The organism is Kitasatospora sp. NPDC059747 (genome assembly GCF_042732955.1).
Classification (GTDB): domain Bacteria; phylum Actinomycetota; class Actinomycetes; order Streptomycetales; family Streptomycetaceae; genus Kitasatospora.
Genome location: NZ_JBHWGV010000047.1, coordinates 1 through 19,080 on the forward strand (window position 1 = coordinate 1; position 19,080 = coordinate 19,080).

The 19,080-nt window shown below is 74.5% G+C and carries 17 protein-coding genes; 1 reads left to right on the forward strand and 16 read right to left on the reverse strand.

The window, feature by feature from the left end; genetic code table 11:
• Positions 1 to 491: 491 nt before the first annotated feature.
• From ACFV4G_RS21255 to ACFV4G_RS21290, 8 genes are all read right to left on the reverse strand, one after another.
• The gene (locus tag ACFV4G_RS21255; RefSeq protein ID WP_380442598.1) at positions 492 to 1,115 is read right to left on the reverse strand and encodes a phage tail protein; all 624 of its coding nucleotides are present in this window, start codon (positions 1,113 to 1,115) and stop codon (positions 492 to 494) included.
• 6 nt (positions 1,116 to 1,121) lie between these two features.
• The gene (locus tag ACFV4G_RS21260) at positions 1,122 to 3,068 is read right to left on the reverse strand and encodes a putative baseplate assembly protein (protein WP_380442601.1); all 1,947 of its coding nucleotides are present in this window, start codon (positions 3,066 to 3,068) and stop codon (positions 1,122 to 1,124) included.
• Positions 3,068 to 3,541 (reverse strand): GPW/gp25 family protein, encoded by a 474-nt coding sequence (locus tag ACFV4G_RS21265; protein WP_380442604.1) that lies wholly within the window; start codon positions 3,539 to 3,541, stop codon positions 3,068 to 3,070. Before ACFV4G_RS21265 ends, ACFV4G_RS21260 begins: the two co-directional genes overlap by 1 nt.
• Before the next feature lie 5 nt (positions 3,542 to 3,546).
• The gene (locus tag ACFV4G_RS21270; protein ID WP_380442607.1) at positions 3,547 to 3,828 is read right to left on the reverse strand and encodes a PAAR domain-containing protein; all 282 of its coding nucleotides are present in this window, start codon (positions 3,826 to 3,828) and stop codon (positions 3,547 to 3,549) included.
• Between the two features lie 65 nt (positions 3,829 to 3,893).
• Positions 3,894 to 5,741, reverse strand: a complete 1,848-nt coding sequence (locus ACFV4G_RS21275; protein WP_380442610.1) for a VgrG-related protein — start codon at positions 5,739 to 5,741, stop codon at positions 3,894 to 3,896.
• Positions 5,742 to 5,743: 2 nt separating this feature from the next.
• Positions 5,744 to 6,526, reverse strand: a complete 783-nt coding sequence (locus ACFV4G_RS21280; protein WP_380442616.1) for a LysM peptidoglycan-binding domain-containing protein — start codon at positions 6,524 to 6,526, stop codon at positions 5,744 to 5,746.
• A 128-nt stretch (positions 6,527 to 6,654) separates the two neighbouring features.
• Positions 6,655 to 7,089 carry a phage tail protein gene (locus ACFV4G_RS21285; protein ID WP_380442621.1) on the reverse strand — a complete coding sequence of 145 codons (435 nt, stop codon included), beginning with the start codon at positions 7,087 to 7,089 and terminating at the stop codon, positions 6,655 to 6,657.
• 13 nt (positions 7,090 to 7,102) lie between these two features.
• Positions 7,103 to 7,615, reverse strand: coding sequence for a hypothetical protein (locus ACFV4G_RS21290; protein ID WP_380442622.1), 513 nt, complete (start codon positions 7,613 to 7,615; stop codon positions 7,103 to 7,105).
• Positions 7,616 to 8,909: 1,294 nt separating this feature from the next.
• Between ACFV4G_RS21290 and ACFV4G_RS21295 the strand changes: the two genes are divergently transcribed.
• Complete coding sequence (locus ACFV4G_RS21295) at positions 8,910 to 9,218, forward strand: hypothetical protein (protein ID WP_380442624.1); 309 nt, start codon at positions 8,910 to 8,912, stop codon at positions 9,216 to 9,218.
• Between the two features lie 231 nt (positions 9,219 to 9,449).
• On the opposite strand, the gene ACFV4G_RS21300 is transcribed toward ACFV4G_RS21295, so the two are convergent.
• The 8 genes from ACFV4G_RS21300 to ACFV4G_RS21335 form a co-directional block, all read right to left on the reverse strand.
• The gene (locus ACFV4G_RS21300; protein WP_380442626.1) at positions 9,450 to 9,608 is read right to left on the reverse strand and encodes a DUF6760 family protein; all 159 of its coding nucleotides are present in this window, start codon (positions 9,606 to 9,608) and stop codon (positions 9,450 to 9,452) included.
• Positions 9,605 to 10,066, reverse strand: coding sequence for a hypothetical protein (locus ACFV4G_RS21305; protein ID WP_380442628.1), 462 nt, complete (start codon positions 10,064 to 10,066; stop codon positions 9,605 to 9,607). Before ACFV4G_RS21305 ends, ACFV4G_RS21300 begins: the two co-directional genes overlap by 4 nt.
• 10 nt (positions 10,067 to 10,076) lie before the next feature.
• On the reverse strand, positions 10,077 to 10,520 hold the full coding sequence (locus ACFV4G_RS21310) for a phage tail protein (RefSeq protein ID WP_380442630.1): 444 nt from the start codon (positions 10,518 to 10,520) through the stop codon (positions 10,077 to 10,079).
• Positions 10,521 to 10,580: 60 nt separating this feature from the next.
• The gene (locus tag ACFV4G_RS21315; protein WP_380442631.1) at positions 10,581 to 12,119 is read right to left on the reverse strand and encodes a phage tail sheath family protein; all 1,539 of its coding nucleotides are present in this window, start codon (positions 12,117 to 12,119) and stop codon (positions 10,581 to 10,583) included.
• Between the two features lie 132 nt (positions 12,120 to 12,251).
• Positions 12,252 to 15,581: a hypothetical protein gene (locus ACFV4G_RS21320; RefSeq protein WP_380442633.1), complete on the reverse strand. Its 3,330-nt coding sequence runs from the start codon at positions 15,579 to 15,581 to the stop codon at positions 12,252 to 12,254.
• Positions 15,582 to 15,594: 13 nt separating this feature from the next.
• Positions 15,595 to 16,284: a DUF4157 domain-containing protein gene (locus ACFV4G_RS21325; protein ID WP_380442635.1), complete on the reverse strand. Its 690-nt coding sequence runs from the start codon at positions 16,282 to 16,284 to the stop codon at positions 15,595 to 15,597.
• 110 nt (positions 16,285 to 16,394) lie between these two features.
• Entirely contained in the window at positions 16,395 to 18,449 is a 2,055-nt protein-coding gene (locus tag ACFV4G_RS21330) for an ATP-binding protein (protein ID WP_380442638.1), read from the reverse strand.
• Positions 18,446 to 19,078: a DUF4255 domain-containing protein gene (locus ACFV4G_RS21335; protein ID WP_380442641.1), complete on the reverse strand. Its 633-nt coding sequence runs from the start codon at positions 19,076 to 19,078 to the stop codon at positions 18,446 to 18,448. The genes ACFV4G_RS21330 and ACFV4G_RS21335 overlap by 4 nt, the downstream gene beginning before the upstream one ends.
• Positions 19,079 to 19,080 lie beyond the last annotated feature (2 nt).

Consider the following 19,080-nt stretch of genomic DNA (forward strand, 5'->3'; position numbering starts at 1 on the left):
GCGCCGCGCGGGGGGGACCCGGGGGGGGCCCGCCCGGGCCCCCCTAGCGGGGCGCGGGGGCGCAGCGCGCGGGCGGGCCCCCGGGCGGGGGCGGGCGCGGCGGCGGGGGCGCGGACTCCTCGCCCGGCTGGACGGCCTTCGGCTGGACGGCGTGCGGCCGGGCTTTCGGCTCGGGTCTCGGGTGGGCTTTCGGGCGGGGCTTCGGGCGAGGTTTCGCCGGTGTCGATGCCGGTACCGGCGCCTCGGCCCCGGCGGCGGGTTCCGGTCGAGCGGCCGGAACCCCAGGCGGTGCGGACGGAGGCCCGGACGGGCGGGGCGGGACGGCAGGGGCAGGCCCGGACGGGCGGGGCAGGACGGCTGGCGCGGGCCCGGAAGCGGGAGGCGAAGGAGCAGGTGCAGAGGCCGTCTCCCGTGGCTCCTCCTCCCACGACAGGTACGCCCCGCACGCGCCGCAGAAGTCCTCGCCCCGCGCGCAGGGCTGACCGCAGTGCTCACACGTCGTCATGGTGCCCGTCCTCCTCCTCGGCCCTCCCGGGCCGCGCCGCCACCACCTCGACCGTGAACGGCACGTGCGCCGGCCGGTTGGCGGCCACCAGCTCCCGCACCGCCCGCAGGTCCACGACCGCCGGATCCGGCACCCGCAGCCGCACCACCAGCCGGGGCGCGGCCTCCCCCGGCAGCGCCGCGTCCGGCCGGGCCGACCACCGGGCCCCGCCGCTCTCGTCGATCTCCGGCTCCACCCCGAACACCAGCCGCAGCTGTGCGGCCAGCCCCGCCCGCGTCCCGCGCACCGCGTGCAGCGCCGCCGCGTGGACGACGGCGGCGCGCCGCCGCTCCGGCGGGAGGTCCGGCCCGGTCGGCGCGCCGACCCATTGCGCCAGGTAGGCGAGGAAGTCCGGCGGCGCGAGCCGGGGGTCGAAGTACGCGGCCAGGTTGTCCAGCGTGCACAGCACCGGCGCGAGCACCTCGTCCAGCGCGCCCGTGAAGCGCTGGAGGAACAGGTTCTCCCCCGCGCCGTCCCCGTCGTCGGCGTAGACGCCGGGAAGCTGCGCCCCGAGCGGGTGGCGGCTGGGCAGGTCCGGGACGGGACCGCGTCCGTGCGACCGGGTCGGCATCCGTCCTCATTCCGCCGCGACGCGGACCTGGTGCTCGTACGAGAACACCAGGGCGTGCGGGGCGAGGTGGATCCGGTCGGTGGCCTCGCCGCGGTGGCCGTGTTCCGGGTCGGCCGGGAACAACCGGACGCTCTCGACCAGTTCGACGCCTGGCACCCGCTGCAGCACGGCGAAGACCTCGCCGGCGTGCAGCGGGCGGCCGAACGGCCAGCCGGTGCCGTCCGGCCCGCCGGTGAGCGGGTGGAGGTGGCGGTGGAGCGCGGCCAGCGCGGCCCGCTGCACGGCGCCCGGCGTGCTGCGCGGCCTGGCCCTCAGCGCGGCGACGACCGTGACGCCCTGGTAGTGCGGCGGCTCCACCAGCAGCCGCGCGCCGAGCAGCCTGCGTTCGTCCAGGTAGCCGGTGACCTGCTCCAACAACTCCTGCGAGCAGGCGAGTTGGGCGAAGGCCAGGCGGCCCTCGCCGTCGTCCTCGGCGTTCGGCACGAGCAGCACCCGCACCCCGCCGGCGTCCGGCCCGGTCTCGGTGGCGACGCAGCGCACCCGGCCGACGGCGGGCGCGGCCTCGCGCGCCAGCTCCTCGTAGTCCTCGGCGGTGACGGCCCGGCGGCGCGTGCGCAGCACGATCGGGCCGCGCAGCCGGGCACCCGCGACGTCCTCGCCGTCGACGCCGCCCTCCGCCGCCCGCGCGTTCTCCACCCGGGCCACGTACGGGACGGAGGTGCGCAGCACGGCCAGCGCGCCGCGGGCGACGTTGCCGCGGCGCCCGCCGCCGGTGGCGTACGCGCGGACCCGGACCGCCGTGCCCTCGGGCGGCACCGCGCCGTACCGGCGGAGCGTGCCGTCGGGTTCGCGCACGGCCGGGCCGAAGGCGATCTCGCCGGTGCTGCGGTCGAGCCGGAAGTGGCGGTCCTCGGAGGTCGAGCGGGCGAAGTCCTCCACCTCCTGCCACTCCTGCGTCCCGTCGGTGCCGGTGGTCTCGACGGTGACCGGCTCGCCGCCGGCGACCACGGGCGGGCGGGCGAGGATGAAGGTCTGGCCCGGCAGCCCGTCGGAGCGGCCGAGGGCCTCGCCCTCGACGCGCTCCGCGTGGACGGCGGTCGTGGTGCCGCCGACCGTGAACGCCTCGGCGGAGATCAGCACCGGCGTCGCGGAGTAGGACGGACGGCCGGGGACCGGCGCGGTGATCCGGCAGCGCAGCCAGCCGGCCCGGTGGCGGGCCTCCACCGAGGCGGCGTGGTCGGGCGGCAGCCGGAGGATGACGTCGCCGGGCCGGTTGAAGCCGCCGGTGGTGTCCCGCTGGACGGCGCAGCCCGCCCAGCCGTCGCCGGTCCAGGCCTCCCAGGCGAGCGGCGGGTGGTCGGGGTTGATGCCGTGCCCGCTGACCGGGAACTCCAGGCGCAGCGCCACGAGGCAGTGCGGCACGGCCTGCGAGAGGCCGAAGAGCAGGACGTCGCCGGGCACCGGGACGGCGGCGAAGCACGCGACGCCGCGGCCGTCGGCGAGGTCGGCGTCGCGGTCCACCGGGGCGCCCTGGGAGGCGGTCGCGAGGTGCGTCAACGCGCAGGGGAGGATGGCGAGTTCGCGGACGGTGGAGAAGACCACGGCCTCCTCGGTCGCGGTCCGCACGGTGGCCACCTCCGCTCCGGCCCGCACCGGGACGGTCCGCTCCTGTGGCGCGGAGAGCCAGAAGGTGACCTCCGTCCGGGCGGCGGCCGGCGGGAGCAGGCGGACCCCGATCAGGTCGAGGAAGGCCAGGTGGTTCTTGTCGGGCACCCGGTTGAGCCGGTAGATCAGCTGGTCGACCATGTGGGCAAAGGTCTCGATCAGCGTCACGCCCGGGTCGGAGACGTTGTGGTCGCTCCACTCCGGGCAGCGCTGCTGGACGAGCCGCTTGGCCTCGTCGACGAGGTCCTGGAAGCGGCGGTCGTCCAGGTTGGGCTGCGGCAGGGGCATCAGGGGCTCCCCGGGTGGTCGGGGCGGTCGGGGACGTCGGCGATGTCGGGGCCGTCAGGGCCGTCGGGGCCGTCAGGGCCGTGCGCGGGGATGACGTAGAACGGGAAGACGAGGTTGCGCGGGTCGTTGGTGCCGCGCAGCGCGTAGCGGACGTCGATCCAGAGCGTGCCGGAGTCGACCGCGTCGAAGCCGACGACCACGTCCACGAGGTCGATCCGCGGCTCCCACCGCTCCAGCGACAGCCGCACCTCGTAGGCGATCAGACCGGCGGTGGCGCTGTCGGCGGGCGCGAAGACGTGGTCGTGGATGGCGCAGCCGAACAGCGGGCGCATCGGCCGCTCGCCCGGCGCGGTGGAGAGGATCAGACGGATGCTCTCCTCGACCTCGCGCTCCTGGGCGACCAGCGCGATCGACCCGGTCGGGTCGGTGCGGACCGGGAAGGCCCATCCCGCACCGATGAACCGACGTCCCATCACCCTCACCCGCCGATCAGCACGGTCGGGCAGCCACCGACGATCGGCGCGCCGCAGGCCGCGAGGTCGCCCGCGCGGGCCGCGGGCAGGCCGCCGATCAGGACGGTCGGGCAGCACGGCGGGGCGACGGCGCTCGGCGGGTGGACGGCGGGCGGCGGGAAGGAGCACACGTGCGGCGTGCCGACGACGGCCGCGGGCTGCCCGCCGATGAGAACGGTGGGGATCCCGGGCGGGGCGAGCACGCCGGGGTGCCCGGTCGGGTCCCCGACCCTGGCGGCAGGTGGCATCGGTGGTGCTCCTTCGCTCGTCCTCGTTCATCGGAGGTCAGTCATCGGAGGTCGGTCATCGGAGGTCAGTTGATCTTGATGAGGGCGGCACTGATCGAGCAGGTCGCGCCGCCCTTGATCTCGGTGCTCGCCGTCCCGGACACGCCGACGGTCGCGCCCCTGACGTCGACCTGCCCCTGCGTCTGCAGCTTCACCGCGCCCGCGCCGCCGTCCAGTTGGACCCCCGAGCGGGCCGTCACCCGTACGGAGTCCCCGGCGAGTTCGAGCTTCCCCTGCCCGGCGTCGACGCTGACGCCCTGCGCGGCCTTGACGGTCACCTTCTCCTTGGCCTCGATCTCCACCGTGCCGTCGCTGTGCACGACCACGGACGTCGCCTTCCCGTCCAGGTGCAGCGTCACCTTGCCGTCCCCGGTGGACAGCCGGACGCCCTTCGGGCCGGCGGCGGCGTCCAGCAGCTCCAGCCGGTTGCCGCTGCGCGACACCAGCGAGCGACGGTTGACGGCGCCGCTCGTCCCGTCCACCGCCTCCACGTCGTGCCGGGACGGCCGGTCCTCGCCGTTGTACAGCCCGCCGATCACGTACGGCCGGTCCACCAGGCCCTGCTCGAAGCCGACCAGCACCTCGTCCCCCACCTCCGGGCCGAACACCCCGCCCCCGCCCTTGCCGCCGGACTGCGCCGTCCGGGCCCAGTCGCTGACGTAGTCGTCCGAGAGCCACGGGAACGCCAGCCGCACCCGGCCCTGGTGCTCCGGGTCCCTGGTGTCCGTCACCGTCGCGTTGACCAGCCCCGCCACCCGGTCCCGGGGCCGGCCCCCGCCCGCCGTCAGGCCGAGGAGCGAGCGGTCGGTGCGGCCGCTCACGGTGATCCACGTCTGGTAGCCGACCCCCGGATCGAACACGTGCCGGACCGCGGTGACGGTGTACTTGCCCTCGAACGGCGTCCCGACGTTCGTCAGCGTCACCGCACTGCCCGCCCGCAGCCGGGGGATGCCCATCGCCACCGCCGACAGCTCCGCGAACGACGCCGCCAGGTCGGCGGCCAGCGAGCGCGCCGCCCGGTCCGCCTCGGCCTGCGCCCCGAACGGGACGTCGACGGCCAGGAACGCCGCGTCCCCGAAGGGCTCGGCGGCTCGGGCCGGCGTCAGTCCGAGCGCGAGCAGGTCACTGGCGCCGGCCGGCGCGTGCGCGACCACCGCGCGCTTGGCCTGCACGTCCCAGCCGCGCGCCTCCACCTCCCGCACCTGGTCGGCGGACGTGACGACGGCGTGGCAGCGCAGCAGGTTGCGGCCCAGTTCCAGGACGAACGGGCTGGCCCGGACGGACGTCGACGTGCCCGGCGCACCGGCGGCCGGGGTCGGACGGCGGAAGTGGAACCGGCCGTCCACCACGGCCACCTCCCGGCCCGACCGGACGGCCAGGCGGCCCAGGAACTCCCAGTCGGTGAGCCCGGCCTGGGCCAGGTGCGGGTGGACGGTCGTCGTCGCGTCGACCGTGCCGAGCCGCAGCCCGGCCCGGCACGCGACGGCCGTCGCGACGTCGGAGGCCGTCATCTGCCGGTAGCCGACCACCCGGCGCCCGCGCAGCAGCCGGTGCGAGTGGTCCAGCCCGCGGACGACGGTGAACGTGCCCGTCGCGTCCGCGTCCACCTCCAGCGCGGTGACCTCCCCGGACACCAGCAGCTCGCGCTGCGGGTCGTCGGCGACCCGCGCGAACAGCTTCACCTGCACGCCGATCGTCAGGCCCGCCTTGGCCAGGACCAGGTGGTGCGGGTCGCGGAAGCGCAGCACGAAGAGGTCCGGCAGGTGGCGGCTGCCGTCCACGTGGGCGGAGACGAGGAGCTCGGCGACGGCAGCGGCGAGCGGCTGCCCGCCGACCTCGACGGCGAGCGTGTTCACGAAGGCCTCACCGGCCATGGTCAGCGCCTCCCGCGGTTCATCGGGCCGTTCCCGTCCGCGATCTCCTCCGCGCCGGGCAGCAGCAGTTCGGTGCCGGGGCTCAACCGCATCGGATCGTCGATGCCGTTCGCCTCGGCGATCGCCCGCCAGGCCGCCGGATCGCCGTACTCGCGCCACGCCAGCAGGGCCAGGGTGTCCCCCGCCACGACGCGGTGCACACGGCGGGCGGCGAGTGCGCCCGAGGACGGGTTCTGGCCGGGGAGCTCGCCGCTGATCTCCTCCAAGGTCACCTGGCACACGGCGCGCACCGGCAGACCGCCGGCCGTGAACAGCGTGTACTTGGCCTGCACCTGGCTCACGTACGCGAGGAACCCGGTCAGCCCGCCCCAGTGGAAGATCACCCACGGCGGTACGCCCTGCTGCTTGCCGTGGCTCTGGGCCGTCGGCACGCAGCACGCGAACAGCTGCTCCACCGCCTTGACCACCCGGTCGGAGGGGTGATCGGTGGTGTCGAAGAACATCTCCAGCGACAGCTTGCTGGGCTCGGCCCCCTTGAACTCGACCGGCCCCGCCTTCCGGGCGCCCTTCGACGTCTTGCGCTCCCACTTCGCGGACTTGGCGAGAGCGAGCTCCCGGGGGTTGAACTGGAAGTCGATCTTGTCGATCCGGGGTCCGGGCGTCGTCGTGCCGCCGTCGGCGGGCGGATGGCGCAGCTCCAGGTACGCCCGCTCCAGCTTCGGCCGGGCACCGGCCGGACCCCCGCCGGTCGCGCCGGCGGAGAAGACCACGGGTGAGGACGGCATGCTGCTCTCCTTTCAGGCCGTCGGGCTGTCGGGCCGTTGGACTCTCGGGCCGTCGGACGATCGGGCCGTCGGACGATCGGGCCGTCGGACGATCGGGCCGTCGGACGATCGGGCCGTCGGACGTGGCCTCAGGCCCGGTCCGGGTCGAGGAAGCCGTGGTGCGCGATCTCCAGCGTCTCGGTCGCCACCTTGGGCGTCTCCGGGCTCAGCGACGGCCCCTGCCAGCGCACCGGCACCACGTCCAGCAGGCTCCACCGGGCGACCACCCGGCCGTCCGCCGTCATCGCGCTGATGTGGCCGGTCTTGCGCGTCACCCCGGACACCATGCCCGCGATCCAGCGGGTCACCTTCTCGGTGTCCTTGGTGACGGGACGAGTCAGCTTGATGTTCGAGTACTTGATGCGGGACGGGAGTTGCCACACGTACCCGTTGTTGCCGCCCTCCTCGCGCTGCTCCATCACCACCTCGCAGCCCAGCCCCTCGCAGGAGTTGAACGTCCCGAGCTTGAAGTCGTCGATCTCGACGATGAAGCACACGCTCACCGCCGGGTCGTCATCGGCCATCGCGGGGCTCCTCTCAGTGGTAGGGGTGGGTGTCGAAGCGGAGGCCGGCGCGCTCGCGGTCCTGCCGGAGCTCGGCCCGGAGCAGGCGGCCCAGGGGGTCGATCAGGCGGCGGACGAGCTCGTCGGTGCTTTCGGGTGGGGCGGGGGGTGGAGCTGTGGGTGCGGCCGTGGGTGCGGCCGTGGTGTGGGCTTCCGCGCGCTGGACGGGCGGGGGCGGCGGTTCGGGTGACGGCGGCTCGGCCGGTTGCGGGGCCGGCGGCGCGAAGACCACGGACCCGTCGGGCATCCGCTGGGCGATGCCCGCGGCCACGGCGACCGTCCCTGGGTCGGCGGGAGCCCTGACCGGTGGTGGAGGTCCGGGCGGCGCCGCAGCCTGGTAGTTCTCGCCGAGACCCTGCAACGGCAGCAGTGGGGAGGTACGGCGCTGGACGGGCGTCGACGGGTCCGCTCGGCGAACGGCGCCGGCCGGCTCGACGCGGGCGGCCGGTGCCCAGACGACCGGGACGGCACTCGGCTCGGCCGTCACAGCGCCGGGAGGAGCCGCCTGCGGCGTGGGAGCCGAACGAAGCTCCAGCCCACGTTCACCGACGAGCCCGATGCTCGGTGCGCTCCCGGTGATCACGGCCGAGTCGGCGACACTGGCGGACTCACCCTCCGGGGGCGGCATCCGCTGCAACCTCACGGGCTTCACGGGCAGTTGGGGAGATCCGTGCGCTCCACCGGCGGCGACATCGGCGGCGACATCGGCGGCCTTCGGGAGCGCCACGGACGCACCCCCGCCACTCGCCGGCACCCCGTCGCCGACCGTCGGCGCCACGAGCCCCGCGCCTTCCGGCCCGGCCGAGCGCTGCACCGGCACACCCGACGTCGGCCCACCAACTCCGCCAACTCCCAACGGCGTTGAGCTGCCTACCAGCGGCGCCACGAGCCCCGCACCTTCCGGACCGGCCGCCGCACCCGACGTCGGCTCACCAACTCCACTGATCACCGCCGGCGTTGAGCCACCGACCAGCGGCGCCACGAACCCCGCGTCCTCCGATCCGGCCGAACGCTGGACCGGCGCACCCGACTCATTCCGGGCCCCCGAACCACCAACCATCCCTGCCGCCGGCGGCGTTGCTCCGCTCGCCGACGGCACTGCGACGTCGCCCGACCAATGCTCCGGCTGAACCGGCGGGTTCGCCGCTACGACCGGCACCTCGCCCACCAACGGTGCCATGGGCAGGGACTCCGGCTCGGGCGCAGGCTCGTCGTCCGGCCGTACCGACGCCGTGGTCCCGGGAGGTCCGACCGCCGCAACCATCGGCGGCGGGGCGTCTTCCCATTGCGCCCCGACCGGCTGCGCCTCTCCTGCCGCCCGCTGCACGGTCGGCGACGGACCCGGCAACGGCGCACCGAGCCCGCCCGACCGCCGTGAGACGTGCGGCAGTCCCGGGTTGCCACTCGGAGTCACCCGAACCGGCGGAAGGGTTCCGGAGCCGCCCGCCTCCGCCGCCCGCTGCACGGCGGGACGAGACGCGAGCGGTGCGCCGAGGCCCAACCGGCGGCTCGGCGGGGGTACCGCATCCGCCGCCCGCTGTCCCGCCTGCGCCGACCGCTGCACGGCGGGAGGCGGCATCGTCGACGGTCCGCCCTCCCTCCGCTGCGGTTCCTCGACTCGCTGCACCGGCACCGCCGGAACCGCCGGCGCCTCCGTTGCTGCCATCGCTGCCGTCACTGCCGCCTCAGGCGCCGATTCGCCGACGAGGGGCCGCTCCGGCACTCCGGCGGTCGCCAGTTTCCGCACCGGCAGTTGCTCGACCGACCGCGCGACCACCGTCATGGCCGCACCCGGCGCCGACGGCACGACCACCGGCTCCACGATCGACGGCTCAACGCCCGATGACGGCACGACCGACCGCCCCACAACCACCGGCTCCACGAGCGGCGACTCCAGGCCCGACGGCCCCGCAACGACCGGCTCCACGACCGACGGCTCCACGACCACCCCAGCCGACACCGACGACGGATCCGGCCCAGCCGCCTCCGCCCCCGCCTCCCGCGCCGCACCGCCCGCACCGCCCGCACCGCCCGCCGGCCGCACCAGCCCGTCCCCCGTCCCGCCCGGCGCCGCCGGGTGGACGAGGTGACCGAGCGGCCCGAGGAAGGAAGGGTCCTGCCGGCTCGTCAGCCCGTCCCGGAAGCCCGCCGGGTCCGTGACGAGCTCCGGCGCGCCGAAGGTGAGCCGCTGCACCGGCACCTCGCGCCAGTCGCCCCTCGGGCCCCGTGCCGCCGCCTGCGCCGCCGATTGCCGCACCGACTGCGGCACCGGCCCAGGGCCGACGGACCGCCCCCTCCTCAGCCACCCCCACACCGCCGCCTCACCGTCCCTGCGCGGCCAGGGCGTTGAGCCGGCCGATCTGTGCGACGAAGCGCAGCCGTTCGGGGTGTTCCAGGTCCAGGATCGAGTCCAGCGGCCAGTGGAAGTGGTAGGCGACGTACGCGACCTCCTCGTACAACCGCTCGGTCGCGTACGTCATGATTCCCCCAGGCGGCCGCCGGCGAGGTCGACCGCGAAGTCGCAGGAGCAGGACGGGCAGGTGACCTGCGCGCGGGTGTGTCCCTCGGCGTTGATCCGGCGGTAGAAGTCCTGGAGGAACGCCAGGTCGGAGGCGAACAGGTCCTCGATCACGCCCGCGTGCACGTCCGTGACGCCCCCGATCCGGGTGACCACCCGCCCGAGGAGCACCACGGAGAGGTACGCGGGGTTCTCCCGCACCCGGTCGTCCCGCAGCGGCACCAGTTCGTCCCGGGCCGTCGCGAGCCGCATGACGCCGGAGCGGTGCACCTGTCCGGAGTCGTCCAGGTACCCGCGCGGCAGCTCGAACGCGAACTCGGTCCGCATCGGCTCCCGCTTCTCTGCGACCGGTTCGGCTGCCGCCCGTTCCCCGGCCTGCCGCTCCACCGGCGCCGCCGCCGTGGCCATCTGTCGTCGCATCAGGGCCGCCTCAAGCCACGTCCATGGATTCGTACGTGATGACGATCTTCTCCGTGAGCACGCTGGTGTCGCCGGCCTTGAGCGAGCCGATCTCCAGGCTCTTCGGCCAGGCGTTGACGAGGTTGTAGCGCTTGATCGCGTTGCCCTCGTAGTCGAAGACGATGATCGCGCCGCCCTTCCTGACCTGCGCCATCTTGCCGAAGCGGGAGTCCTTGATCCACTTCTCGAAGCTGCTGTCGCCGGTCAGGCCACGGGTCAGCGTGACCTCGCCCGCCTTCGGCCGGCCGGGGAGCTTCTTGACCACGTACTTGCCGTCCGCGGTGTTCGCCTTGAGCTCGATGACGTCCTGTTCCATCTTCAGGCCCGTCACCTCGCTGATCTGTTTGATCACCACGCCGTCGAACTCCAGGCCGAAGGAGTGGCCGACCGAACTGTCCTGGTCGGGAAGTGCCATCGCGCGCCAACCGCCTTTCGCTGCTCACTGGTCGACGAGTACTCACCCGCCGACGGGTACTCACTCGTTGACGAGGCTCGTCCCGCCGGAGAACTGGGAGAGCCGGAAGACCACGAATTCGGCGGGCTTCACCGGCGCGACGCCGATCTCGCAGATCACCTGCCCGGCGTCGATGCCCTCGGCCGGGTTGGTCTCCCGGTCGCACTTCACGTAGAACGCCTCCTCGGGCGTGAGGCCGAACAGCGCGCCCTTGCGCCACTCGTTCACCAGGAACGCGGAGATCGTCCGCCGGATGCGCGCCCACAGCGCGTCGTCGTTCGGCTCGAACACCACCCACTGGGTGCCGATCAGGATCGACTCCTCCAGGTAGTTGAAGAGCCGGCGCACGTTCAGGTAGCGCCAGCTCGGGTCGGAGGAGAGGGTGCGCGCACCCCAGACCCGGATGCCCCGGCCCGGGAAGGCCCGGATGCAGTTGACGCCGATCGGGTTGAGCAGGTCGTGCTCGCCCTTGGTCAGGTTGACGGCGAGGTCGACGGCGCCGCGCACCACCTCGTTCGCGGGTGCCTTGTGCACGCCCCGGCTCTCGTCGTTGCGCGCCCACACGCCCGCCATCGCGCCGCTCGGCGGCACGAACCGCAGCCGGCCGTCGGACGGGTCCGCGACCTTCAGCCACGGGTAGTACAGGGCAGCGTGCTTGGAGTCGTAGCCGGCGCCGACCGTCCGCCACTCCTTGACCTGCTGCGGGGTCAGGTCGGGCAGGGGGTCGAGGATCGCGACGCGGTTGCCCATCAGCTCGCAGTGCGCGATCAGGGCGTGCTGCACCGCCTTGACCTGGTCGGCGTCCAGCGTGCCCTGCTCGTAGGCGCTCATCAGGTCGGGGACGGCGACCATCGTGATCTCGTCCACCGCCTCCAGGCCGCCGAGGCCCGTGCGGTCGTCGGCGCTGCCGACGTACTCGGCGGGCGTCGGGGCGCTCCCGACGGGCTGCGGCTGCGCGGGGGCCGCCGGGAGGGCCACTTCCTGGTTCGCCGGACGGGCCGCGGCCTGGGCGCCGGCCTCCTCCACGGCGATCAGCCGCGAACGCTCCCGGACCACCGCCACCACGTAGGTGCGCTGGCCCCGCTTCGCGGACACGTCGAAGCTCTCCTCGACCTGCTCGCCGCGCTTGACCCGCAGCGTGAACGCGTCCTCGCCCGGCGACTCTCCGGCGGCGTCCGCGACCTCGACCGACAACCCCTCGCCCGCACCCGGCAACGCGGCGACCTGGAACCCGCCGAGCGTGGCCTTGCCTCCCCGGCGCTTGGCCGGCCCCGGGGACGGCGGCGCGGCCGCGTTCCCGCCGCCGACCCGGACGACGTAGCAGACACCGCCGCCGTTGAGGAAGTACGCGTAGACCGCGTGCGCGAGGTAGCAGCCGTCGGCGAACTCCCCGAACTCCCGGGTGTACTGGCTCCAGTTGGTCACCAGCGTGGGCGTGTTCGGCGGCCCGCACGGCGCCAGGCCCACGAACGCCGCGACCGCCGTCCCGACCCCCTCGATCGGACGCGAACCCGCCTCGACCTCTTCGACGTAGACGCCCGGCGACAAATACGACGGCATCCCTCAGCCCCCTTCGGACCCAACCGGCCACGCCCAGCCTGGTGTCCCGGGGCGACCAAGGTCATGACCGCCGGTACGGCCTATCGGGTCTCCCCCCGTGCCCGATCGGGCAATCAGCACATGGATCGGTCCTCAAGCACGCGCACTTCCGCCGACGGCATCGATCGCCTCGTTGACGATCTCGGCCTTCCGCGCCAACCTGACCCGGACTTCGGGGGTCAGGGATTCCATCGTGAGCTTGCCGTGCCTACCCTTGTTGATTTCTTCCAGGATGTTCCACGGCTCCACCCGATGACCTTCTTCGAGCAGCATCTGGATGTTCGCCACGGATTGCCCTGCCTGATGGTCACGCCCTTCGTAGAGGCTCGCCAGCCGCAGCGTCAGGCGGGCGTTCTGCTCCCGGGCGGCCGTCTGAAGGGCGTGTGCACAGTCGTGATTCCGGTTGTCGGCGAGATCCGGCACTCCAGGACCGCACGGGGACCGGCTGATGTCCATCCTGATCACCCTGCCGACGGGCCATTCGCGAATTCCCGTCCAGCCCTTCGCACGGATCGCCGCGATGGCGCGCTGTTCGGCGTGCAGGCCGCCACCGGATCTGAACGTCCCGACGAACTCTCCGCACATCCACACCTGTGCCACGGTCGGCGTGCTCTGGCCGAATTCGATGTCACTCACGTCGAGGGCCATCCGCGCGGCCGACGAGGTGTCGACCGACTTGGTCGGGTTCACCGCCCCGCGCACCGACCACGCGCCGTTCCGAACCGCTGGAACGAGTTCGGTCATCCCGTATCTCGACTTGATCCCGGCGAACAGCACCGGAATCGCCTTGATGCCTACTGGACTTCCGGAGACCCGTCCGAGCAGCCGCGCGGCCGCATCCACCCCGCGATCCAGCCGACGCTGCTTCCCCTCGGGGGTGTCCTCCCCCTGAGCCTTGCTCCTCGCCCTGCCCAGGAGGCTCTTCCCCGCCGCGACGATCTTGCCGATCACCCAGTCGACGGCCTTCGTCACCGGGGCCTGGACCTTCTCCAGGATGCCCCGGATCTTCTCCGAGATGCCGCCGAGGCCCAGCAGGCTCGCGAGGAAGTCCAGGACCAGGGGCAGCGCCTTCGCCAGGGCCGCTTCGATCTTCGCGGGGATGCCGCCTCCGGCGCCCGCCGCGATGCCCTCGATCGAGTCCAGGACGGTGTCGACGAAGTCCTTGAGCCGGGCGGCCTGGTGGACGAAGAACATGATGACGTCGTAGATCGCCTTGCACGCCCGGACGAAGGCGGAGGCCGGGTTGAGCAGGGAGACGATCCACGTGACGCCGGCGGTGACGATCTTCTCCAGGACGAAGTCCTTGATCGCGCCGATCACCGTGTCCTTGAGGTCGCCGAGCTTCCCGAGGATCCAGCGCCACAGGCCGCCGACGCCCTCCGCCATCAGGACCCGGACCATCTCGAAGGAGCCCTCCAGCGCCCGCATCGCCGGTTCCGGGATCTGCCGCACCACGCGGGCCCGGATGTTGGCCCAGGTCAGGCCGAGGACCGACAGGACGAGCTTGAGGATGCCCTTGGCGTCCAGAGCCTCCGGGAGTTCGATGCCACCGGCCGCCAACCGGCCCAGCAGCCAGTCCTTCAGGCCCTGCTTCAGGTGCTCGCCGGCCCGGGCGGCGAAGCCCAGGACGCCGGACTTGACGGCGTCGACGAGGTGGCCGAGGAACTCGATCGGCTTCGCGATGATCCGCTGCACCGCGCCGGCCGCTCGCGAGGCGACGCCCGCGAGCAGGTCGGCGAGCTGCTTGACGGTCGCGGCGGTCTCGGCGAGGGCGTCCATCGCGGCGTCCAGCAGGCCCTTGTTCTCGGCCTGGAGGGCCTTGATCTCGTCGTCGACGGCGCTGCGCGCGGCGGTGTAGCGCTGGGCGAGGTCGTCCACCAGGGCCTTGGACTTGTCGTCGACGGCCGAATCCAGCTCCGCGAACCGCCCGCCGAACTCCCGGGCCGCGTCGGCGGCGAAGCGCTGGAGTTCGCGCGGCTGTCGGGCGACGATCCCGGCGGTCGCCTCCCGTCCGCGCGCGATCCTCGCCTTGGCGGCGGTGAGTTGACGGCCAATCAGATCGGCGACGTCCGAGATGACCGCACGCATCCTGGACTCGTAGAGGGCGCGCGAGAGTTGGAAGATCTGGCCCGCCTCCGCCGGAAGGCCGGTGAACTTGTCGGCGACCCACCGCGCCGCGCCCGAGACCCCGGCGTACCGCTCGTCCTTGTACCGCTGCATCCGGGCCTGGTGGTCGGCGGTGAAGGCCGCCTTGGCCTGGGCCTCGCCCTGGTCGAAGGCGGCGCCCACCTGACCGTCGAGGTCGGCGAGCAGCTTGTCGACATCGGACTTCGTCCCGTCGTAGACGGCCTTCAGCTCGGCGGAGACCTTCGCCCGCGCCTCCTCGTCGCGGGCCTTGGCGGCGGCCTGGCCGGCCGTCACGTGCGCGCCGGTCGTGGTCCGGGCCGCCGCCATTCCCTGCATCCCCGCCGCCCCCAGCGCCGACGCGGCGGAACGCTCGGCCGCCACCTTCTGCTGCTCGGCAGCGCGGAGGGCGGCAGGGGCGGTGGCGGCGTGGTGGTCGGCGGCCTGCTTGGCGGCGAGGGCGGATTCGAACTGCGGCTCGTTGGAGGCGGCGAGTTGGGCGGGCGTGAGGCCGGACTCGGCCATGGTGGCGTCGGTGCGCTGCGGAGTGGCGGAGAGGTCGGTCTGCGGGGGCGGGGCCGGGGCGACGGCCATCGCGGCGGGGTCGGGAGCGGGCGGGGCGACGGCGGCGGGGCGCTCGGGCAGGGCGGTGACCGGCCGTTCGAGCACGCGGGACGGGTCCGGAGGCTCGGCCGCCCGCTCGGCGACGTCCCGGGCCGAGGCCTGCCGGCCGGCGGTGACCTGACCGAGCACCTGGCTCCTGATCCCGTCGGCCCGGCCGGAGGAGGCGAAGGAGTCGGCCTCGTCGAGGTTCTTCGGCGCCTGGGCGGCCACCGCCCGCTCCACGGCGGCCACGAAGGCGGCCTTGTCGAACGCGCCGGGCTTCGCGGCGTCCATCCGGCCGACCTGCGCCGCCTTGGCCTGCGCCTCCCGGTCGTCGGCCGGGGCGACGGCGGCGTCCTGTGCCGCACGCGCCTCGGCAGCGGGCGGGGGATGTCCGGCGAGGGCCCGGCCCTTGGCGCGGATCTCGCCGGCGGCGGCGCGGAAGCGGGGATCGTCCTGCGGCTGGGTCTTCGCGGGTGCCTCCGGGAGGCCGGAGGCGAGGCGCTGGACGGGCTGCGCCGCCCGCTGCGCGACCAGCCGGGACACCGCTGCATTGCCCGCCCCCGCCTGGAGGCGCCGCAGCGCGTGCGGGTCGAGCCTCCCCCGTGCGGGCGGCGGGCCGTCCCCGTGCTGGGTGGCCGGCGCGCGTGCAGGGGCCACCGCCTGGTCGTCGGCGCGCTCCGGGACGGCCTTCACGTGCGGCGGCCTCTCAACTGTCCTGGGACGCGGCTGCTTCGTCCTCCTCGGGCGCCTCCGTCCGCTGCACGAACAGGCCCTGCACCGAGGGCTCTTCCTCCTCCACGTCCCGCTGGACCGCAGGAGCCGCCATCACCCGCTCGGCCGTCGCCGCCGCCTCCCGCTCGAAGCGGTCGCCCGGGTCGCTCACCGCGATGCCGCCCGCCGCCGGGGTGCCGTCGACCGGACCGGAGCGCTGCTGCACGACGTGGGTGAGCTCGTGGGCGAGCGTCGTACGGCCCTGGTGGGAGCCGGGGTCGTAGGCGTCGCGCTGGAAGACGATGTGCGAACCGACGGTGTAGGCATGGGCGTTGACGGCCTTGGCGGAGTCGTGGGCAGCACTGTCAGTGTGCACGCGGACGTCGCCGAAGTCGTGGCCGAGGCGGGCCTCCATGTCCGAACGCACCTCCCCGTCAAGGGCGTTGCCACCGGACGCGACGACGTCGTGCACGGGAGAGACCGGCGCACGCTCCTCCTCCAGCGCCGCGCCGACGGCGGCATTGCCCACCGCACGCTGCAGCCCGAGCAGACCGCCCGCTCCCAGCAGGCCCGCGCGCCCGCCCGCGGCCGCCCGGAGCAGCAGCCCGGCGTGGTCCTGCGGAGCCCGTTCGGCCCGGGGCCCGGCGCCGGCGAGCTGATCGGCCCCGAGTTCGTGATCGCGCATCCCATCACTTCCCAACCACAGTCGTCATCACCAGAGTTGCCCCCGGCCCGCACCGACCGCCAGGAGCACCCGACGTGCCGACCGGACACCCCCTGCTGCCCGAACGGGCACTACGCGGCGAGCCGGGTGAGCGCGTGGTACGGCCCGAACTCGCTCTCCAGGCACAGCCGCCCCAGCTTCCGGTACTCCCGCGCCACCGCCGCGATCAGGTCCGCCATGGCGACCGGGCGGCCGGCCTCGGCGGCCAGGTACGCGGCGGTGACGGCGGCGGAGCGGATGTCACCGCCGGCCAACTCGAAGGCGCTGCCGCAGAATTCGAGGTCGAGGTCGTCGGCGCGCGGCAGCGCGGGCCCGAGGCAGCGTGCCCAGAGCGCCGTCCGCTGGCCGGCCTCGGGCCGGGGGAAGTCGACGACCAGGTCGAGCCGGCGGGTGAAGGCGTCGTCGAGGTTGGCGCGCAGGTTGGTCGCGAGGACGGCCAGGCCGTCGAAGGACTCCATCCGCTGGAGCAGGTAGGCGCTCTCGACGTTGGCGTAGCGGTCGTGGGCGTCCTTGACCTCGGAGCGCTTGCCGAAGATCGCGTCGGCCTCGTCGAAGAGCAGCACGGCGTTGACCCCGGCGGCCTCGGTGAAGATGCGTTCGAGGTTCTTCTCGGTCTCGCCGACGTACTTGTCGACCACCGTCGCGAGGTCGACGGTGTAGAGGTCGAGGCCGAGGTCGCCGGCGATCACCTCGGCCGACATCGTCTTCCCGGTGCCCGAGTCGCCCGCGAACAGCGCCATGACGCCGCGCCCGCGCCCGCCGCCGGGCCGCATCGCCCAGTCGCCGAGCACGCGGTCGCGATGCCGGGCGCGGGCGGCGAGTTCGTGCAGCCGGGCCAGGACGGGCGGGGGCAGGACGAGGTCGGCCCAGCCGACCGTGGGCCGGATCCGCCGGGCGAGGCGCTCCAGCCCAGCACTGTTCTGCGCGCGGGCGCCGTGCAGGAGGTGGTCCTCGGTGAGCGGGCCCCCGGCGAGGACGGCCTGCTGGTGCGCGGTCCGGACGGCGCGCTCCACCTGGTCGGGGGTGAGGACGAAGGCGGCGGCGGCGTCGTGGTCGACGGGTGCCCCGCCCAGCGCCGCCCGCCACAGTGCGGCCCGGGTGGCGGCGCCGGTGCGGGCCACGTCCACCAGGAGCGGCACGGCCGACGACCACTCGGGCTCCCAGGAGACGCGCCCGGTGAGCAGCACCTGGCACGGCAGCGCGGCCAACGCCCGGAGCAGTGCGGGACGTTCGGCGGCGAGCGCCTCCACGGGACCGGCGACGAGCCCGGCGCCGGTCAGGCCCGCCTCCCGGCCGGCCGCGACGACGGCCCCGGGCGCGGCCGGGTCGCGGGCGAGCTGCCCGAGGTCGAGGGCGAGTGCCCGGCGCCCGGCGATGCGCAGCGCGTCGGCGGCGAGGGTGCGGGCCGAGCCGCCGGGCGGTTCGCGCAGGTAGGCGAGGGCGAGGCCGCCGGCCAGCGCGGCGCCGAGCGGGGCGGCCGGGGTGCCCGGTTGTCCGGGTTCCAGTGGCGTGAGGAGGTCGGCGAGCCGGTGGTCGGGGGTGTCGTCCCCGAGCAGGTGCGCCGCGACGCGGTCGGGCACGCGCAACGACCGGCTGAGGAAGGGGCGTTCGGTCTCCTCGACGAGCAGGACTCCGCGGGCCACCAGGGGCGCGGTCGGGTCCAGCCGCCGGCGGGCGGCGGGCGAGGCGGCCGGGGCGCCGCACAGCGCCAGGGCGAGCCCGGCGGTGGGCCGGCGGCGGGTGACGTCGTCGTTGAGGTAGCCGTAGAGCTGTTCGAAGCGGCTGTCCAGGTCGGGTGCGAGGGCGACGAGGAGGAGTTCGGTGTCGAGCGGATTCAGGTCGAACTCCACGGCCAGCAAACGGAGTCGGAGGGTGTGGCCGGCCCGCTCGGCGGCGTCCGCCCGCTCCTCGACGGCCGCCAGCCGTTCGGCGTCCACCGCGTCGGGGGCGGGGACGGCCGACGGTTCGTCGAGGAGCCGGCGCACCGTCTCGTCGGAGAGGTAGAGGCCGCGGAACAGGTCGTCCGGTTCGGGGTCGGTGGCGCGGCGGGCGGTGACGGCCCGGCGCACCCGCTCCTCGACCAGGGCGAGCCGCTCCAGCAGGTGGGCGAGGCCGGGGCCGGTCATCGCACCCTCCGTCGGCGCGGCGCGGCGTGCACGGTGGCCGATTCCCCGGCGGGGGGCGCGAGTTCGCCGCTGCGCAGCACCAGGCCCTCCTGGACGGGCGGTCCGGCCCGGTAGACCGGGGCCACGGCGAAGGGCGCGCTCACCACGACGTCGAGCGAGGGTTTGAGCTCCCCGCCGAGCGCCGTCCAGACGTCCGCGAAGGCCCGGTCCTCGGGTGGCGGCAGCGCGATGCCGACGGGGACGGGCAGCCCGGTGGCGGCGAGCGCGGGGCCGAGGGCGTCGGCCGGCAGGGCGGTGTGCCGCAGGAAGCAGGCGAGCAGCGCGGACAGCAACCGGTGTTCGTCCTCCGGCCGTTGGGTCCAGGCGCTGATCAGGTACGAGAGCTTGAAGTAGCGGGGCGGCAGGGTCCGCGCGACGACCGTGCCCTGCTCGTCGTAGACGTTCTGCCGCCCGCGGGAGCCGCGCCGCAGGTCCTCCCTGATGTCGTACAGGTAGAGGTTGACGGTGGGGGTGTTGCGCCGGGCCGCCCAGTCGCGGGTGGGCGCGTCGAAGACCAGCTCGACGTCCGTGCCGTCCAGGGCCTCGGTCCGGACGAGGGTGCGCAGCGATTCGTCGACCTCGTGGATCACCG

What these genes read in the sequence shown, in the direction of transcription:
- ACFV4G_RS21270 (WP_380442607.1), bottom strand. Translation starts at nt 3,828, where the DNA reads ATGCCACCTGCCGCCAGGGTCGGGGACCCGACCGGGCACCCCGGCGTG.
- ACFV4G_RS21300 (WP_380442626.1), bottom strand. Translation starts at nt 9,608, where the DNA reads ATGACGTACGCGACCGAGCGGTTGTACGAGGAGGTCGCGTACGTCGCC.
- ACFV4G_RS21310 (WP_380442630.1), bottom strand. Translation starts at nt 10,520, where the DNA reads ATGGCACTTCCCGACCAGGACAGTTCGGTCGGCCACTCCTTCGGCCTG.
- ACFV4G_RS21280 (WP_380442616.1), bottom strand. Translation starts at nt 6,526, where the DNA reads ATGCCGTCCTCACCCGTGGTCTTCTCCGCCGGCGCGACCGGCGGGGGT.
- ACFV4G_RS21295 (WP_380442624.1), top strand. Translation starts at nt 8,910, where the DNA reads ATGGCCGCACCCGGCGCCGACGGCACGACCACCGGCTCCACGATCGAC.
- ACFV4G_RS21325 (WP_380442635.1), bottom strand. Translation starts at nt 16,284, where the DNA reads ATGCGCGATCACGAACTCGGGGCCGATCAGCTCGCCGGCGCCGGGCCC.
- ACFV4G_RS21265 (WP_380442604.1), bottom strand. Translation starts at nt 3,541, where the DNA reads ATGGGACGTCGGTTCATCGGTGCGGGATGGGCCTTCCCGGTCCGCACC.
- ACFV4G_RS21285 (WP_380442621.1), bottom strand. Translation starts at nt 7,089, where the DNA reads ATGGCCGATGACGACCCGGCGGTGAGCGTGTGCTTCATCGTCGAGATC.
- ACFV4G_RS21260 (WP_380442601.1), bottom strand. Translation starts at nt 3,068, where the DNA reads ATGCCCCTGCCGCAGCCCAACCTGGACGACCGCCGCTTCCAGGACCTC.
- ACFV4G_RS21305 (WP_380442628.1), bottom strand. Translation starts at nt 10,066, where the DNA reads ATGCGACGACAGATGGCCACGGCGGCGGCGCCGGTGGAGCGGCAGGCC.
- ACFV4G_RS21315 (WP_380442631.1), bottom strand. Translation starts at nt 12,119, where the DNA reads ATGCCGTCGTATTTGTCGCCGGGCGTCTACGTCGAAGAGGTCGAGGCG.
- ACFV4G_RS21275 (WP_380442610.1), bottom strand. Translation starts at nt 5,741, where the DNA reads ATGGCCGGTGAGGCCTTCGTGAACACGCTCGCCGTCGAGGTCGGCGGG.
- ACFV4G_RS21255 (WP_380442598.1), bottom strand. Translation starts at nt 1,115, where the DNA reads ATGCCGACCCGGTCGCACGGACGCGGTCCCGTCCCGGACCTGCCCAGC.
- ACFV4G_RS21330 (WP_380442638.1), bottom strand. Translation starts at nt 18,449, where the DNA reads ATGACCGGCCCCGGCCTCGCCCACCTGCTGGAGCGGCTCGCCCTGGTC.